Source organism: Bradyrhizobium sp. BR13661 (assembly GCF_029892425.1).
Lineage (GTDB): Bacteria > Pseudomonadota > Alphaproteobacteria > Rhizobiales > Xanthobacteraceae > Bradyrhizobium.
The window spans coordinates 374940-388043 of the sequence record NZ_JARXWB010000005.1 but is presented as its reverse complement, the minus strand read 5'-3'; the positions used below and the strand labels follow the sequence as shown (position 1 = coordinate 388043).

Here is a 13104-nt window from a genome sequence, read left to right as displayed (position 1 = left end):
GGTCCGGACTTCAGGTGAGAATTTGTTCGTCGTCTTGCTTGTCATGGCTCCACCTTCTCAAGAGTTGGAGCCTCCGGCAATCCCGGGGCGGTTCAGCGCCCCGCAATGCTTGATCTAACGTTAATCCAGAGACAGCAGCTGAGGCACCATACAAATATGCAGCAGCGGCCGTATAATTCCCGTTGAACTGACCAATGGCACCATTTGGACGCTGAAGGTCGCCTTGTCCGCCCCATATAAAATTCTGAGCGAGAAAAACATCGGCAGCTACGCCTCCTAACAAAGACCAACTGTATGCAGTATTGATCTGATCTTGAAATGATTGGGCGCTGAATCCGTCGGGGATCAGAATTGGCTGCCCGTCAATAGTAATCGTTTGGCCGTTCAGAACAAGATTTGTCATGAGTATCCTCTGTTTTTATTGATGAGCGGCACTTACAGTTCAAATTCACCTCATTGTGTTTCTTCGTACACAAGCTCGACGCCGTTAAAGGATGCTTTTTTATCAACTATCTTCATCCACTTCGGCACAATGACCTTCAGAGTATTGACATCAATCCATTCGACTTTAGGGACCACAATTGCGGATGGAGTTGTTGAGTCATTAAAAGTCACTTTTCTTTCTGAAAAAGGACTAAAAGGCATGTCCAGATAATAGTAAGAGCCAAACGCCTCTCCGCAGAGATGAATTTCGGCAGTAACCCCTTTAGCGCTCACCGCCTTACTCTGTATTTCGTCGGGGAAACACAAGCCAACGCCTGTCTCTCGCATGAAGTACATTCTTTGCGCGATGAAGACCGCCGATAAAAGCGCAATGCAGGCAGTGGCTCGAAAAGCCCATTTAAATAGTTTTCGCAAAGGCACGTTCAAAGGAAAATCTCCATTAGTTAGAGTTCGTCTTTGTTAGAGCTGCAATAGCGCACCGTATCGGAGCTGCCGAAGTGAACTGTTGGCGACCAGATCCCTCACGGTAGGATCGGCTAGCGTAGCCAGCACAATCGTCAGGCCGCTGAGGCAGGAGGCAATCAAGAACCAAGAGACTATGGTTACCGATAAAGGTCGATTGGTCATCATTGCTCTCATTCGGCATTTTACGGATTGCGCAACCACGATTTCCATCTTCCAACTTCTCCTGAAACCGATGCAGCTCCGCCGTGCGGCAAGAGCAAAAGCGTGTTGTGAAGGCGTAAGCGGGAAAGGATGGCAAAGTCGCGTAGGCGAAGGCACTGCCTGCTGCAATTCACTTCAGCGCCTGGCGCGCTTGTCTTGATTATTTTTCGAACTGCTTTCGCGGGTCTTTATAGCACAACGTCTAGAGGTTGTATATTCAGATACGCGAGGAGACTGAAAGTTCTTACTTGTTTTGAATGAGAAACGATCAACCGCTTGTTACAAGACATAAATATCTGAAGGTTAGCTTCAGTAGAATCGATCACAACCGGCTGTGGGAAAATCTCGTAATACGTGGTAGCGTCGGCGCGTCCATGTTTCGAGTGAATCTCAAGCCACCGCTGTCCTCGCTGAAAAGAAAAAATGCGTCCTTCTGTTCGCGTTCGATGCGGAGCTTGTGCGTCAGCGTTGCCAGCCGGTCACAAAAGGTGACGGCATAAGCGAAGGGCGCGATTTGTTCCCGTGGCGGGACCGGAAGATCCGCGTGCGCGGGCTGCACAAGATAGACGTGGAACGGCTCGCTCGGATCGGATGCAAAGAGCAAGCCGCTTTCGACGTGAAGAAATGTTTTCGTCGTGCGGCTGTGGATATGCACGTGCCAACGTGAATCCTCCCGAATGGCAACGGCTTGCTCGATCATGTCGTCATCGCATTCAGGGTCGTCCTGCGTGAAGGCTCGGCCGACAAGCACATGCGGGGCGCGGCGACCGGTCATGCGCGCACCACGCGCGGTAATTCCGGCGCGTCAGCCGTTAACGCGTCATCAGGTGAGCCATCGCGATAGGCGTAATAAAAAGCGCCTTCGTGCCGCATGCGGCGCGAACGTGCAAAGATACTGGCCATGTCCGCCGCATGGCCGATGATGTGCAGCGCTGGCTCATCAACCGGCAAAGGCTCACAGGGCGATACGACTACGAGTTCACTTTCGCGATAATCGGTCGCAAAGGTGAGGGCGGTAGGGCAATGCCGAATGGTCGATGTCCAGCAATCCCAGGCCTGAAACTGCCAGATTGAACTGAAGGCGGTATCCGAAATAGCCTCGCTCCAGCCATACGCGTAGGTACCCAGACGGAAAGTCACTCCCGTGGAAACAACCGGTGCCGCGCTAGTTCGAAGAGAAGGCACGGTAACACCGGCGGCAACCGCCGCAAGGCTGGTCACAAGCTGGCGTCGGTCGATCATGGTCACGCACCCCGCACAAAGCACGTCGGCAATGAATCACAAGAACGGTCGTGCGTCACGCCCCCTGGCGGTCGATTATCGATCCGATGAGGTTGTAAGGCGCCAAGTCCCTAGAGATAATGAGCAACTGCGTAAAGTCGGCCTAATCGAGCGAAAGGCAGTCCCGCAATGAATGCAATCGATTTGCCGTTTTATCCGGCTTTCGGCTTTGACTTCGAGCTGACCGGGGAAAACATCGAGTTCCTGCAAAAGTTGTACAGCGCCGGAGAATTCGAAAAATACCTGCGCCTGATCCACCCGCAGTTAAGCTGCTTTCGCACCATGCCTTCGCGCGGCGTGGCCGAGGAGCCGAAAGCAAAACACGCAAATTCGCGTTGGCGGCAATGGCGCGACGAATATCTGGCCGAACTCGCCAAAGACTTCCCTGCGAATCCGGCCATCCACGCCGTACAGCGCGAGGTTGATCTAGTATTGGGTTGGCGGGAAGCCGTGCCGGCAAAGCATCGATATTGGATTCACGACTAGAAAATGCCGCGTCTGCGGCACAAGACCCGTTAGGGATGGAAGCAGGACGGCGGAAACCTCGCGGGTTCGGTTCACGACAGCCCGACCACGACGCGCGGGAAGGCAATTCTAAGCCACCCCTTCAACAGGTCGCCAAGTCGGTATAAGTTTCGGGGCATGGCGACGAACAAAACACCAAGCGAAGGAAGTGAGGGCGGCCAGACGCGGCTCGAACGACACCTTGAAGCGCTGAGGAAGCGACACCTTAAGAGGCAGACGGAGCTCGAAGCCGTGTCGCCGTCGCCGTTCGCTCCACGGCAAAAGCGCACTAAATCGACCGACAGCCCCAAGGCACTGCCAAAACCGCGCAAGCCCCCCGCCAGAGAAGCGCGGGACCCCTCCATGCCGGTCGACGCGGCGGGAAAGGTGAAGTGGTTAGGCGTCCAATGGTATGACCCTGCCAAAGGTTTCGACTTCGGGGAACACGGCCAAAAGCCACTGAAAGTAAAGGGAAACGTCCCACTTGAAAGTACGGTCCCGAGGGGTGGTAAGATCGGCTCGGCCGAGATTTTCGGCGGAATAGACGAAGGTTTTTTGAACGATGCGATTGCCGCCGTCCTGACAAGCTTGGGCGTTCCTAAATCTCAGCACCGCGAGACGTGGGCAGAGATGGAACGCATCGCGAGGGCGCGCGCAGATGCCGCGCGCCGTCCGAAATGGGATGAGCGCGGCAAATATGCCGAACTGAAAGACCTCAGCGCGCCGCAATTTTTGAAGCGCGTATATGCCGACGCGATTACCTCTGACGGTTCGATAGAAAAGCAAATGGTCAGAGACATAGATCCGAAATTGATGGCTTCGGTCGAGGTCTATTTGAGCAACCGTAAGTCGCGTCAAAAAGATTTAGGTGATGCAGCCGGATTACGCCTTATCGCGGGACCAACGTCTCCGCTGAAACGGTCCGACTTGGGGTGAAAAGACTTAAGACTTTAGTTGAATAGGCTTAAGTCTTTTCAACATGGTTAACGCGTGCTACTGATCTCCGTGGCGGCACAATTGCCGCTAGGCCCAAACGGAGAACTGGAAATGACCAACGACCAGCCTTCCTCTTACGGTGGTGCCCAGCACGTTGGCACTACCGCTGCACAAAACGGACATGCTCCCCCCAACACGCACGGTTGGGATGACTCGGCGCGGCAAGCCGCTGAAGCGGCCTATCGGTATGCGCAAGAGCAGATGAACAAGAACAAGTAGCTCCTCACCAACGACGCTTCCGCCGGGTGACCGGCGGGAGCGCACGGCGCAAAGACTCCATTTAACATTGGGGGCCTTCGAGATGAGCGAGACACTGATCGAGACCCGTACTGCCACGACCAGCCCGACGATCACAGCGCGTGTGGCAAAAATTCCGCCGATCCTGATTGCGGCTGCAGCGGCGTTCGGAGCTTACGAGACAGCTCCGCTCCTGGTCCAATACGCCCGTCTAACGCGGCCACTCTACGCGACGACGGCTGACATCGAACCAGTCGTCTCGCCGGAGGAGAAACCGGCATCGGCTCCAGCCTCAGAGCCCACTTACAAACAAGCAACGCCGCCGTCTGTCGCACGCCAAGTGCCGGAGGAGGTTGCCGCTCCGCCCGTGCTATTTGTAAATCCGCCAAGGGTTGTAGAGCCGCATGGTGTGGCGGCCGCGTCGCCAAGAATGACAGCGCATCCCCTGCTGCGTGGCCGCCCATTTCAGGTGAGGCTAGCCGCACCTGGCTTCCGTTTCGGTCATGCCTTCTCGGGCGCGCGCGGGGCGCTTCGTATTGGACATGTGATGCCCCTGCTCAATTTTGCCCGTCGTTTCCGTCGCTGAGGAAGATCGCTATGTCCGATTCAGTCAATCTCGACGCGCCAAACCTGCACCGAAACTTTGCCGTCAATCTAGGTCTCGCGACCGTAACAGCGAGCATCTCCGGCTTCACTCTCTGGGGCGCGAACAATCTCGGCGTCAACGATCCACTTTGGTGGCAGGGAGGCAGCCTCGCGGCGGGCCTTGCCGCAGCTCTATTCACGGTCGCCGCCAGCAAGGCGCGACGGTCGATGAACGGCAGTGATCCCTCGGTTCCTTCGCCATCGGCGACTTTGGTCCTACCTACAGCGAAGTCGACAAAGGAAGAGGAGGTACCCATGGCCGACACCAGCGCAACAACGGAACACCTCGTCGAAGCCGAACGCGAGCGGTTGGCGAACTCTGGTTACAGCGAAGCGGAGATCAGCCAAATCCTGATCGCGCGCGAGGCGAGGCTTGGCTTCGGTGCTCAAGGTGCCGCGTCAGGTGTCGTCAGCAACCTGACAGCGGTAATGGGGCATGTCCGAAATTTCCTGCCCGGCCTTAAGGCCGATTTTGAAAGAATGCTGAATACCAGATCCTCCTTCAGCGCGCGGATCGAAGCGGCCGTCGTTGTTGCGCTGAAGGCCTTCGTGGTTGCTGTGCTCTGCTACATCGTCTCGCTGGAATGCGCACAGCTGAAAGCCAGCGTCGACAAGGCGAGAGCTGAAGCCTGCATCGAGCGGCAGAAGAATGCGATCAACTTCAGCACCATGAGCGAATTGATGTCGGGACACGTCAGGGAACTTGAGAAGGATTGCAAGACGCTGTGACCAGCCGCACCGACAGCACCGGCTGGCTGCTGCTCGCGCTGCTGGTGGCGCTCGGCCTCCTCGGGGGCAAGGCTTTGATGGAATACGCGCACTTGACCCTATGGGGTCTGGCGATTGGTTTCTTCATCTGCGTTGCTTTCGTGGTGGTCGGCTTGCCGGCGCAACTCGGCCAGACGCCTAAGAATACGCTTGTGCATGGTGCCGCCCGCCCGGCGACGGAGTCGGAAGCGCAGGCAGCCGCGCGTGGTGGTATCAAAACACGCGACATCCACGACCAACAATTCCCGGACTGAGGCTCGGAGATGGCGGATAGCAGCGAAGGTATCAGCCTTGGACGGCACTACAGCGACTCCACCAAGAGCGCGGGTAGCAAGGTGGCTTACGAAGGCGAGCGGCACCTGCTCCTGTTCGGACCGAACGGTACCGGCAAAGGTACACGATTTTTGATTCCCAATCTGCTCTCGATCAAAGACCGATCCATCGTTGTCATAGATCCGAAGGGTGAGTTGGCCGCCGTCACCGCCGATTATCGCCGCACGCTCGGCGACGTGATCATGCTCAATCCCTTTGATGTGCTTGGCCTCGGCTCCGCCGGGTTTAATCCGCTCGCCTCTCTCGACCCGAAGTCGCCAAACTTTTACGATGACGCGGCGGCGCTCGGCGAGGCGTTGATCAAACTCGAAGGCAAAGACCCGCATTGGTCGGAATCGGCGCAGGGCCTGATCGTTGCGCTCATCATGTGGGAAAAAATGAACCACGGTGACATGGCCAATCTCGAAAATGTGCGCGAGCTGCTGACCGAGCCCGACCGCTGGGAAACCTATATCGGCAACGATGGAAAGCCGCATGAGCGTCTCATTGGCGGACTGCGCTACACCGCGACGCAGATGGCGATCGACGGCGGCTATGAAATCTCAAGCCTGGCCTCGCGCTTCGCCGGACGCGAAACAAACGAGCTGGCCAGCATTCGCTCCACCGGCGACACACAGACCCGCTGGCTGCTGTCAAAACCGATGCGCGACGACCTCAAGAAGCCGGGGGTGGATTTTCGGAAACTGAAGGACCGGCCAACCACGGTCTATGTCATCCTGCCCGCAGATCGCATGCGCACGCATAGTGTATGGTTACGCCTTATCGTCGTTTCGGCATTACGCGCGCTCTATCGGCCGGGCGGTGTGCGGACGCTGTTCCTGATCGATGAGATGCCGGCGCTCGGTCATCTCGGTCCGCTCGAAGACGCTTTCGGCCTCGTGCGAGGGTACAAGGTTCAAATTGCCGGTATCTGCCAGGACCTCGCTCAGCTCAAGGCTCTTTATAAGGAGCGATGGGAGTCGTTTCTCGCCAATGCTGGCGTCGTGCAGGGCTTCGCGCCAAATGATCTGACGACTGCCGACTGGATGTCGCGCCGCGCCGGGCAAACGACGCTGCTTGCGCCTTCGTCAAGTGAGAGCCTAGCGGCGCAAGGACACCGCAGCGAAACGACAGGCTGGCATCAGGTGAGCCGCGCGCTCTACCTGACACAGGAGTTAATGGGTTTCGCCGAAGGCACAGGCCTGCTGTGGCTGGCGGGCATGGCAAACGGCGTTCGCTTCTTCGCGCCGCCTTACTGGAAGATCGAACAAGCCGCTAAGCGCGCCGCGAAGAATCCGTACTATGATGGATGAACTTCGGGTTGCTCTATGGAACGATGACGACCTGGTTCCGAACTTCTTCAAGACGGGCCAAAACCTCTTGGGCCGAATTACCAAACTCGACACCGAGCGTGAGCGGGCTTTGCTGGCTTATCTCATCCCATACAGCCCGACGTTTTTTCGCCGACCTGAAGAGCTCCATTCGTTCGCACAAATAGAAGCCCTTCTGGTGGAAGTCTGTCCAAGCTTTATAGAGATCGGGATGTTCCGTAAAACTGTCCCGCAGCTGAATAAGTTTTTTCTGAAACGGCTCTATTTCACCGGTTTCGTCGCCGAAGGATCTCATCATCTGGACGAGAGAGCGGTACTCGCTGACAGACGAGCGCGCCTCGCTCAGGCGGTTTAGTTTTTCGTCGATCTGCGCACGGGCGATCCCGAGCTTCTGCTGCAACTCCTGACGTTTCGTCTCAAGTTGGCCAGCGAGCGTGTTTTTCTTTTTTTCCAACTCTTCCAGAATTTCGCCTTTGCGAGTTTCGATCCGCAAACTGGCGTTACGCTGCAATCCAACCAGAGCCACCGCAGTGATCGCCGCAACAATGCTGCCGAACATAGCGGCGACGGCCGTAGGCGTTACCTTGAGTAATTCGCGCTTCGTCCCGGTATCGAGGTTTTCCCATGAGCCGAAAAAGATAGGCAACCAGTGCGCAGAGGAATAGTAGACCGCTGCTGCAACAGCTAAAGGGAGAAGAACAACCCATGCGAGATATTTAAGCACGTCTATGTGCACCGGCCATTGATACAAACACAAAGGTCTTGGGCTGCGCAGTCCGTGACGCAGGGCGCTCCCGGCGTAGGACAACTCGTCATTGTCGTGGACAGTTTGCGGGGCACCCATTTGAATGCGATGCAGAAAAAGCCTTGGCGTATACAGGCCTGGTAGGTGATCGGCGATACGACCACCTTTTTGACCGCTCCGAACGCTTCTGAAGTCGGGTCGGGGACTGCAAAGACACCGCTTCCTGGAGTTTGATCGGGGTCTATATTGGCGAGGTCATTTTGATCCGTTTGGTTCTGAACGGTCAGCATGGGGCGGTCCCTCCAATAATCGCAGACTAAACCAAAACGAGTAACCGTACCAGCACTCACCGCCCGCTAAATCACAATGACGGCCCATTTCCTCCTCCCCATTTGCGGAAATATTCAGCCCAAGTGATCTTGCCTTCGATGGCGGCATTCAGATCGGCAAGCTGTGCCAGGCTCATTCCGCCATGCGCCATAGGGCGCAGAGGCATCGTCCAATTTGTGAAATCGTATTTGGCTTCTCTGAACCGGGCGTACAGAGCATCAAAGACAAATCCTCTCTTTGTTAGGCGGCGACCGGCTGGCGCGAAGCCCGGCTTCAAGCGGGGCTGGCTTGCTTTCGGCACCGGCGCTGCCCCCGCGCCGGGCCTGTTACCCCCTGTCGCGCTCTCGCCCTCGATCGCGTTCGATCTCGGCGTCCCTCTCGGTCTCGGATGGAATCTCCCGCGACAATTGACGCATCAGCTCCTGTCGGCGTTGCGACGGCTGGGCAGCTTCCTGCACATGCGGCGCCTTGTCAGCCTCTTTCGGTTTCGGAGCGGGCTTCTCTCCCATCAAAGCGCTGAAGAGGGCGTCCGCCACCTTGACGGGGGAGGGCCGCAAACGAAAGCTGCCCTTTGCCACCTTCGGGCCTCGTGCCTGACCGGATGCCTGGCGCGGCGGGCGGGCTTCGGACACTCGTTGCTTCGTCGCTTGCTTTTCCTGGCCTCCATACCGCTCGCGCTGCACCTGCTTGGCCTCGGCGACACTGCGAAGAGTTTTCGGATCAAGGTCGTCGAAACGCTGACGGACATCGGCGGCTTTCGTCCCTTTGACGCGGCGCGCAATGCTATGGACGCCGCCATGCGGGTCGATCGCCACAAAATCGCGCCGGTCGCCCCGGGCTAGCATCCAGCCTTTCTCCTCAAGCGCCGCTTGAAACTCCTTGCCGTTCTTGCTCGATTGCCAAATCCCGGTCATCAGCTCTTTGGCTTGCTCGGTACTGATGCCCGTCCGTTCGGACTGCAACATCTCGCGGTGGCTCGGGGTTCGCTCGGGCCTGTCCTTGCCCTCCCGTTCGACCAATGCGCCCTGGACGCGCTCATGGCCAAACTCCCGTTCAAGGGAACGCGCCACCTCTTCATGCTTGCGATAATTGTTGCTGTCGCTGATCGCGGCCATGCGGTCGAGGTCGATCCGTGACCAGACGATGTGGCAGTGCTCGCGGCCTTCCTTTTCGTGGATGACGACGACGCGGGCCTGGCCGGTCAGTCCGAGAGCCGCCTCCAGCCGGTCGATGGCGTGCATCCGCTGCTCGTCCGTCAGGCGCTCGTCCGCCCGCGTATTGATCGAACCGTGGTAGAACGGCTTGGTCGTCCGTGCCCCGGCGGCGACGGCCTCCATCTCATGCAGGGCGCCGGAGAGGTCGTCGGCAACGACGCCCCGTATGTCGATGACTTCGGCTCGTTCGTTGGTGTCGGTTCGGGTCAGATGGGTATTGAGGCGGCTCGCCCCGGCGCAGGCTGTGCCCTTAATAATCACCGGACTGCCCCGAGCGACCCAGCGCCTTCATCAGGGCAGCGCGTAGCTCGCCAACGTCGATACGCATCTCCACCAGCTCCGACAAGCCGGGCAAATTCCTATCCCGGTTATAGGCGTGGGCAATCTGGTTAAGGTTGGAGCCGACTTTGCCGAGATGGCCGAGGAGCCGGGCCAGCTCCTTGCGCTCGACCGGCGGGCGGCGGACAGCGCGGGGGCCGGGGCTGCCGAGCGCCGTGGCACGCAGATAGGCGCCGACGGCGAGGCCGGATTTGGCGGCAGCTTCGGTTATCGTCGCACGCTCTTGAGCGGTGCAGCGAACGGCGATAAAGGCTTGCTTCGGATCTTCAACGCGGCGGCGTCCGGGGGCCGCATGTTTCCGGGGCGTTTTGCTCATCACCGCGCGCCTCCTACGCCGGTGGGTCCGGGAGGTCAGAGCCTCTCGGGCCAGGGATGCAACGGGGGCGAAGCCCCCTTGCCAAGCGTGATGTGGAGCGGTTGCCGAAGGCAATTTCCGTGTAACATCACATGGCTTGCCAGCACTCTTAGTACCTTAATACATACCATAGTCATCATTTCAGACCGGTAAAAACTGCACATAGGGGTATGCAGAAAACATACAATCGATAAACCAAAGCCAAGCTCACAAAGCCACAAAACACGCACCCCAAGCATTCGGTTCAGCTGAGAAAATTAAGTCTCGAAAAACGTCACACGGAATCGTCTGAACATCTTGAAGCCTGCCAAGGAAAGGCTGTTGCGACGACCCCAGTTTCTGACCCTCCAGCCAATCAGCATCTCGTCCGGCCTGCCAAATCGGGAATCGCTGCCCATTCCTGGCAGTCCCCGAACGCAATTGGCTGGCCGGGTGACGCCTCCTATTGGTCGTCCCTGAAAATCTCTTGGGCATAAAAAGCCCGCACCGGAAAAATCCGGCGCGGGCAATTCGGTGCTGGATCAATATTCGTCGGGAAGAAGGAAGGTGGTCACGCTCCGGTCGCCCTCGGTGATGATCCAGAGGGTATTGTCGCCGAAGCCTTCAGAGGGCTTTGCCGGATCGATCGGATAAGCCGAGAGGATGCGGTCGCCGTCCTTCACGGCCTCGTCATTGGCCATCCAGTCGTCGCCGGATACGCAACCCCAGTCGCCGATCAAATGCCGCTTCAGGCATTCAAATCGGCGCTGGTCGGTAGTCGCTGCCAGAACCCCCGGCGTGGCGACGATCTGGCCGAGGTGGAGGCTGGGACGGCGTGGGATGCGGATAGTCTTGGTCATGGGAAACTCCTTTTGGTGATGAAAAAGCCCGCGCCGGATCAGCCGGCGCGGGCGGATGGATCGGCTAGTCGTCCTGCGGGAAAAGATTGTCGGCATGGGCGGCAAGGACATCCCAATTGATGCCGATGGTGGCGTCGTGCCGGCGCTTGGCCTGTTCGAGAACCTGCCGGGCTTGGGCGTCGGTCAGGCCGGGTCGAACCTCTTTGACATCGTCGATGTGCCACGAAATCTCGATGGTATCGGCTGATGGTTTTGCTCGTTTGCTCATGTCTGAAATCTCCTTTTGGTGATGAAAAAAGAGGCCGCCTCTTGCGAGGCGGCCTCGAAGGGTCAGGCGGTGACCGCAGCGTCGGCCTCATCGGCCTTCGGCTTGCGAATGACGATCTCCGCGTCGTTGAGCGGGAGATAATCGAGCTTCAGGTTGAAGCCTTCGCCGTCGCTGTGAGCCCAGGCGGCTCCGATCGGCTGCCAGAAATTGCGTTCGCCGTTCTTGGTCACGGCGTAAACACGGTGGCTCGGGCGGTTGGTTGTCTTGCTCATGGGATATTCCTTTCGTCTTGATTTTGAAGCCATGCACCTTGCGCGGCTTCGATGGGGCAACTCAGCCCGCGCGAAAGAGCGGCGCGTTCAAAGGCTGCTGTCAGGCACCGCGTAGCGGCGCGGAGCTGCAGGAGCGCAGCGACGAAGCGAGCGGCCTTGAACGCGGCGCGCGCGCGGGCATAAGCCCCGTCGATACGAAGCCGCCGGTGTTGGCTTCAGGTCGAAAGGATCATCGGTAAATGAGCGGCCAGCCGAACAAATGCCGTTGCAACGCCGAAGAATGGCCGATCGTCTGGCATTCCGGTCGCGGTACGTGACAGGACGCGCGGGGAGGCGACTTGAAGCCGACTTCCTATCGTCCCGCGCTCGCGGCGCAGCGACATTGTTGCGAAGAGGGTCGGTTCGGCGCAGCGGCCAGCCGCCGTCCCTTCGGTCGCCGGACGGCGGTCGGTCTTCAGCTCAAAAAGCTGACTGCTTCCGTACAGTTCGCAGAGGCGTCGCCAGCTAAAGGCGCGTCGCGCCATATCACGCGGCCTCGGTCGCCGATTCCACTGCTTTCGCCGCGCCGTGGATAAAATCCACGGCGCGCTGCGCATGCGATGCGGCGGTAAAGATCGCCCGCTTGTCGTTCTTCAAGACCTTGATCCACGATCCGATATAAGCGGCGTGATCTTCCCGAACCTCGGGCGTCAATTCGAGGTCGGCGGACAGGAAGGCCGAACCAAGCTCGGCGACCAGCTCTTCCATCGCGTAACCCTCATCGCCGAACCGCTTGCGCCCGAATTCGCGGTCAAGGCGGGAAGGGTGCCTCGTCCAGTGACAGGTCTCATGGGCGCGAACAGCGTAATAGCTCTCGGCGTCTCGGAAAAAGTCGATGCAAGGCATATGAATGTTATCGGTGGAGGTGACATAACAAGCCCGGCTGCCGCCGTGAACCACATTTGCGCCAGTCGCAGCGAAGAAGTCCTCGGCATGGGCGACCCGCTGCACGGATTCCATCCGAACTTCCGGCTTGCCGTAGTAATGCTCGGGCAATCCTTCGATCTGCTCGACATTAAAGACGGTGTAACCCTTCATGAAGGGGATCGCGTGTTCGCTCTCCTCACCGGTCGTTTGATCCGTCTCGGTGCGGATGATCCTGTCGGCATAAACGACAAGGCTCCCCTGCTCACCCTTCCTGACATGTGCCTTTAATTCCAAAGCCTGCTTGAAGGTCATCCAGATTGGGGCGGCGTAGCCCTTCTCGATGGCGGCCGACCACAGCATCAAAACATTGATACCTTGATACGGAACGCCGTTCCCGCGCAACGGTCGCGTGATCCGTCCCGCGCTATGCTCGACGTTCCATGGCTGGTGCCAAGGCCTGACGCCTTTCTCCAATTCGGAAACAATCTGATTGGTGATCTTCTCATAAACATCGGTTCTCATCTTTCTCTCCTAGTTTCCCGGTTGCACATGCAACCGGCGCTAGGCGAGCGCCGATGAGCGGGGGTTGGCCGTCACAGGCCGGAAAACGAGCGGGGTGGTGCGGGCCGGAGCCCACCTTTCTTGGGGCGAC

The 13104-nt window shown here is 58.2% G+C and carries 18 protein-coding genes; 6 read left to right on the top strand and 12 right to left on the bottom strand.

The genetic code is table 11. From position 1 onward, the window contains the following. Positions 1–10 precede the first annotated feature (10 nt). The 4 genes from M2427_RS11595 to M2427_RS11580 form a co-directional block, all read right to left on the bottom strand. Positions 11–403: a hypothetical protein gene (locus M2427_RS11595; RefSeq protein WP_280706420.1), complete on the bottom strand. Its 393-nt coding sequence runs from the start codon at positions 401–403 to the stop codon at positions 11–13. Between the two features lie 50 nt (positions 404–453). Then, positions 454–870: a hypothetical protein gene (locus M2427_RS11590; RefSeq protein WP_280706419.1), complete on the bottom strand. Its 417-nt coding sequence runs from the start codon at positions 868–870 to the stop codon at positions 454–456. A gap of 562 nt (positions 871–1432) precedes the next feature. Continuing rightward, on the bottom strand, positions 1433–1885 hold the full coding sequence (locus tag M2427_RS11585; protein ID WP_280706418.1) for a hypothetical protein: 453 nt from the start codon (positions 1883–1885) through the stop codon (positions 1433–1435). Then, on the bottom strand, positions 1882–2352 hold the full coding sequence (locus M2427_RS11580) for a hypothetical protein (protein WP_280706417.1): 471 nt from the start codon (positions 2350–2352) through the stop codon (positions 1882–1884). The genes M2427_RS11585 and M2427_RS11580 overlap by 4 nt, the downstream gene beginning before the upstream one ends. Before the next feature lie 168 nt (positions 2353–2520). Between M2427_RS11580 and M2427_RS11575 the strand changes: the two genes are divergently transcribed. The 6 genes from M2427_RS11575 to M2427_RS11550 all read left to right on the top strand — a co-directional run bounded on the left by M2427_RS11575 (position 2521) and on the right by M2427_RS11550 (position 7166). Further along, entirely contained in the window at positions 2521–2877 is a 357-nt protein-coding gene (locus tag M2427_RS11575) for a hypothetical protein (protein WP_280706416.1), read from the top strand. Positions 2878–3258: 381 nt separating this feature from the next. Further along, positions 3259–3831, top strand: coding sequence for a hypothetical protein (locus M2427_RS11570; RefSeq protein WP_280706415.1), 573 nt, complete (start codon positions 3259–3261; stop codon positions 3829–3831). A 111-nt stretch (positions 3832–3942) separates the two neighbouring features. Beyond that, the gene (locus tag M2427_RS11565; RefSeq protein WP_280706414.1) at positions 3943–4110 is read left to right on the top strand and encodes a hypothetical protein; all 168 of its coding nucleotides are present in this window, start codon (positions 3943–3945) and stop codon (positions 4108–4110) included. 918 nt (positions 4111–5028) lie between these two features. After that, the gene (locus M2427_RS11560; protein WP_280706412.1) at positions 5029–5502 is read left to right on the top strand and encodes a hypothetical protein; all 474 of its coding nucleotides are present in this window, start codon (positions 5029–5031) and stop codon (positions 5500–5502) included. Next, on the top strand, positions 5499–5795 hold the full coding sequence (locus M2427_RS11555; protein ID WP_280706411.1) for a hypothetical protein: 297 nt from the start codon (positions 5499–5501) through the stop codon (positions 5793–5795). Before M2427_RS11560 ends, M2427_RS11555 begins: the two co-directional genes overlap by 4 nt. Before the next feature lie 9 nt (positions 5796–5804). Further along, positions 5805–7166: a type IV secretory system conjugative DNA transfer family protein gene (locus M2427_RS11550; RefSeq protein WP_280706410.1), complete on the top strand. Its 1362-nt coding sequence runs from the start codon at positions 5805–5807 to the stop codon at positions 7164–7166. A gap of 13 nt (positions 7167–7179) precedes the next feature. On the opposite strand, the gene M2427_RS11545 is transcribed toward M2427_RS11550, so the two are convergent. The 8 genes from M2427_RS11545 to M2427_RS11510 form a co-directional block, all read right to left on the bottom strand. Further along, the gene (locus M2427_RS11545; RefSeq protein WP_280706408.1) at positions 7180–7908 is read right to left on the bottom strand and encodes a hypothetical protein; all 729 of its coding nucleotides are present in this window, start codon (positions 7906–7908) and stop codon (positions 7180–7182) included. Positions 7909–8290: 382 nt separating this feature from the next. Then, entirely contained in the window at positions 8291–8560 is a 270-nt protein-coding gene (locus tag M2427_RS11540) for a hypothetical protein (RefSeq protein WP_280706407.1), read from the bottom strand. 25 nt (positions 8561–8585) lie between these two features. Beyond that, entirely contained in the window at positions 8586–9734 is a 1149-nt protein-coding gene (locus tag M2427_RS11535; protein WP_280706406.1) for a relaxase/mobilization nuclease domain-containing protein, read from the bottom strand. Continuing rightward, on the bottom strand, positions 9724–10128 hold the full coding sequence (locus tag M2427_RS11530; RefSeq protein ID WP_280706405.1) for a hypothetical protein: 405 nt from the start codon (positions 10126–10128) through the stop codon (positions 9724–9726). The genes M2427_RS11535 and M2427_RS11530 overlap by 11 nt, the downstream gene beginning before the upstream one ends. 560 nt (positions 10129–10688) lie before the next feature. After that, positions 10689–11006, bottom strand: a complete 318-nt coding sequence (locus M2427_RS11525) for a hypothetical protein (RefSeq protein ID WP_280706404.1) — start codon at positions 11004–11006, stop codon at positions 10689–10691. 64 nt (positions 11007–11070) lie between these two features. Beyond that, complete coding sequence (locus tag M2427_RS11520; RefSeq protein ID WP_280706402.1) at positions 11071–11274, bottom strand: hypothetical protein; 204 nt, start codon at positions 11272–11274, stop codon at positions 11071–11073. Positions 11275–11336: 62 nt separating this feature from the next. After that, complete coding sequence (locus M2427_RS11515; protein WP_280706401.1) at positions 11337–11546, bottom strand: hypothetical protein; 210 nt, start codon at positions 11544–11546, stop codon at positions 11337–11339. A 525-nt stretch (positions 11547–12071) separates the two neighbouring features. Beyond that, positions 12072–12974 carry a zincin-like metallopeptidase domain-containing protein gene (locus tag M2427_RS11510; protein ID WP_280706399.1) on the bottom strand — a complete coding sequence of 301 codons (903 nt, stop codon included), beginning with the start codon at positions 12972–12974 and terminating at the stop codon, positions 12072–12074. Positions 12975–13104 lie beyond the last annotated feature (130 nt).

Bases quoted from the DNA above. Each gene is read 5' to 3' on its own strand.
- M2427_RS11510 (WP_280706399.1), bottom strand. From the start codon at position 12,974: ATGAGAACCGATGTTTATGAGAAGATCACCAATCAGATTGTTTCCGAA.
- M2427_RS11520 (WP_280706402.1), bottom strand. From the start codon at position 11,274: ATGAGCAAACGAGCAAAACCATCAGCCGATACCATCGAGATTTCGTGG.
- M2427_RS11515 (WP_280706401.1), bottom strand. From the start codon at position 11,546: ATGAGCAAGACAACCAACCGCCCGAGCCACCGTGTTTACGCCGTGACC.
- M2427_RS11560 (WP_280706412.1), top strand. From the start codon at position 5,029: ATGGCCGACACCAGCGCAACAACGGAACACCTCGTCGAAGCCGAACGC.
- M2427_RS11585 (WP_280706418.1), bottom strand. From the start codon at position 1,885: ATGACCGGTCGCCGCGCCCCGCATGTGCTTGTCGGCCGAGCCTTCACG.
- M2427_RS11550 (WP_280706410.1), top strand. From the start codon at position 5,805: ATGGCGGATAGCAGCGAAGGTATCAGCCTTGGACGGCACTACAGCGAC.
- M2427_RS11575 (WP_280706416.1), top strand. From the start codon at position 2,521: ATGAATGCAATCGATTTGCCGTTTTATCCGGCTTTCGGCTTTGACTTC.
- M2427_RS11525 (WP_280706404.1), bottom strand. From the start codon at position 11,006: ATGACCAAGACTATCCGCATCCCACGCCGTCCCAGCCTCCACCTCGGC.
- M2427_RS11595 (WP_280706420.1), bottom strand. From the start codon at position 403: ATGACAAATCTTGTTCTGAACGGCCAAACGATTACTATTGACGGGCAG.
- M2427_RS11565 (WP_280706414.1), top strand. From the start codon at position 3,943: ATGACCAACGACCAGCCTTCCTCTTACGGTGGTGCCCAGCACGTTGGC.
- M2427_RS11530 (WP_280706405.1), bottom strand. From the start codon at position 10,128: ATGAGCAAAACGCCCCGGAAACATGCGGCCCCCGGACGCCGCCGCGTT.
- M2427_RS11570 (WP_280706415.1), top strand. From the start codon at position 3,259: ATGCCGGTCGACGCGGCGGGAAAGGTGAAGTGGTTAGGCGTCCAATGG.
- M2427_RS11580 (WP_280706417.1), bottom strand. From the start codon at position 2,352: ATGATCGACCGACGCCAGCTTGTGACCAGCCTTGCGGCGGTTGCCGCC.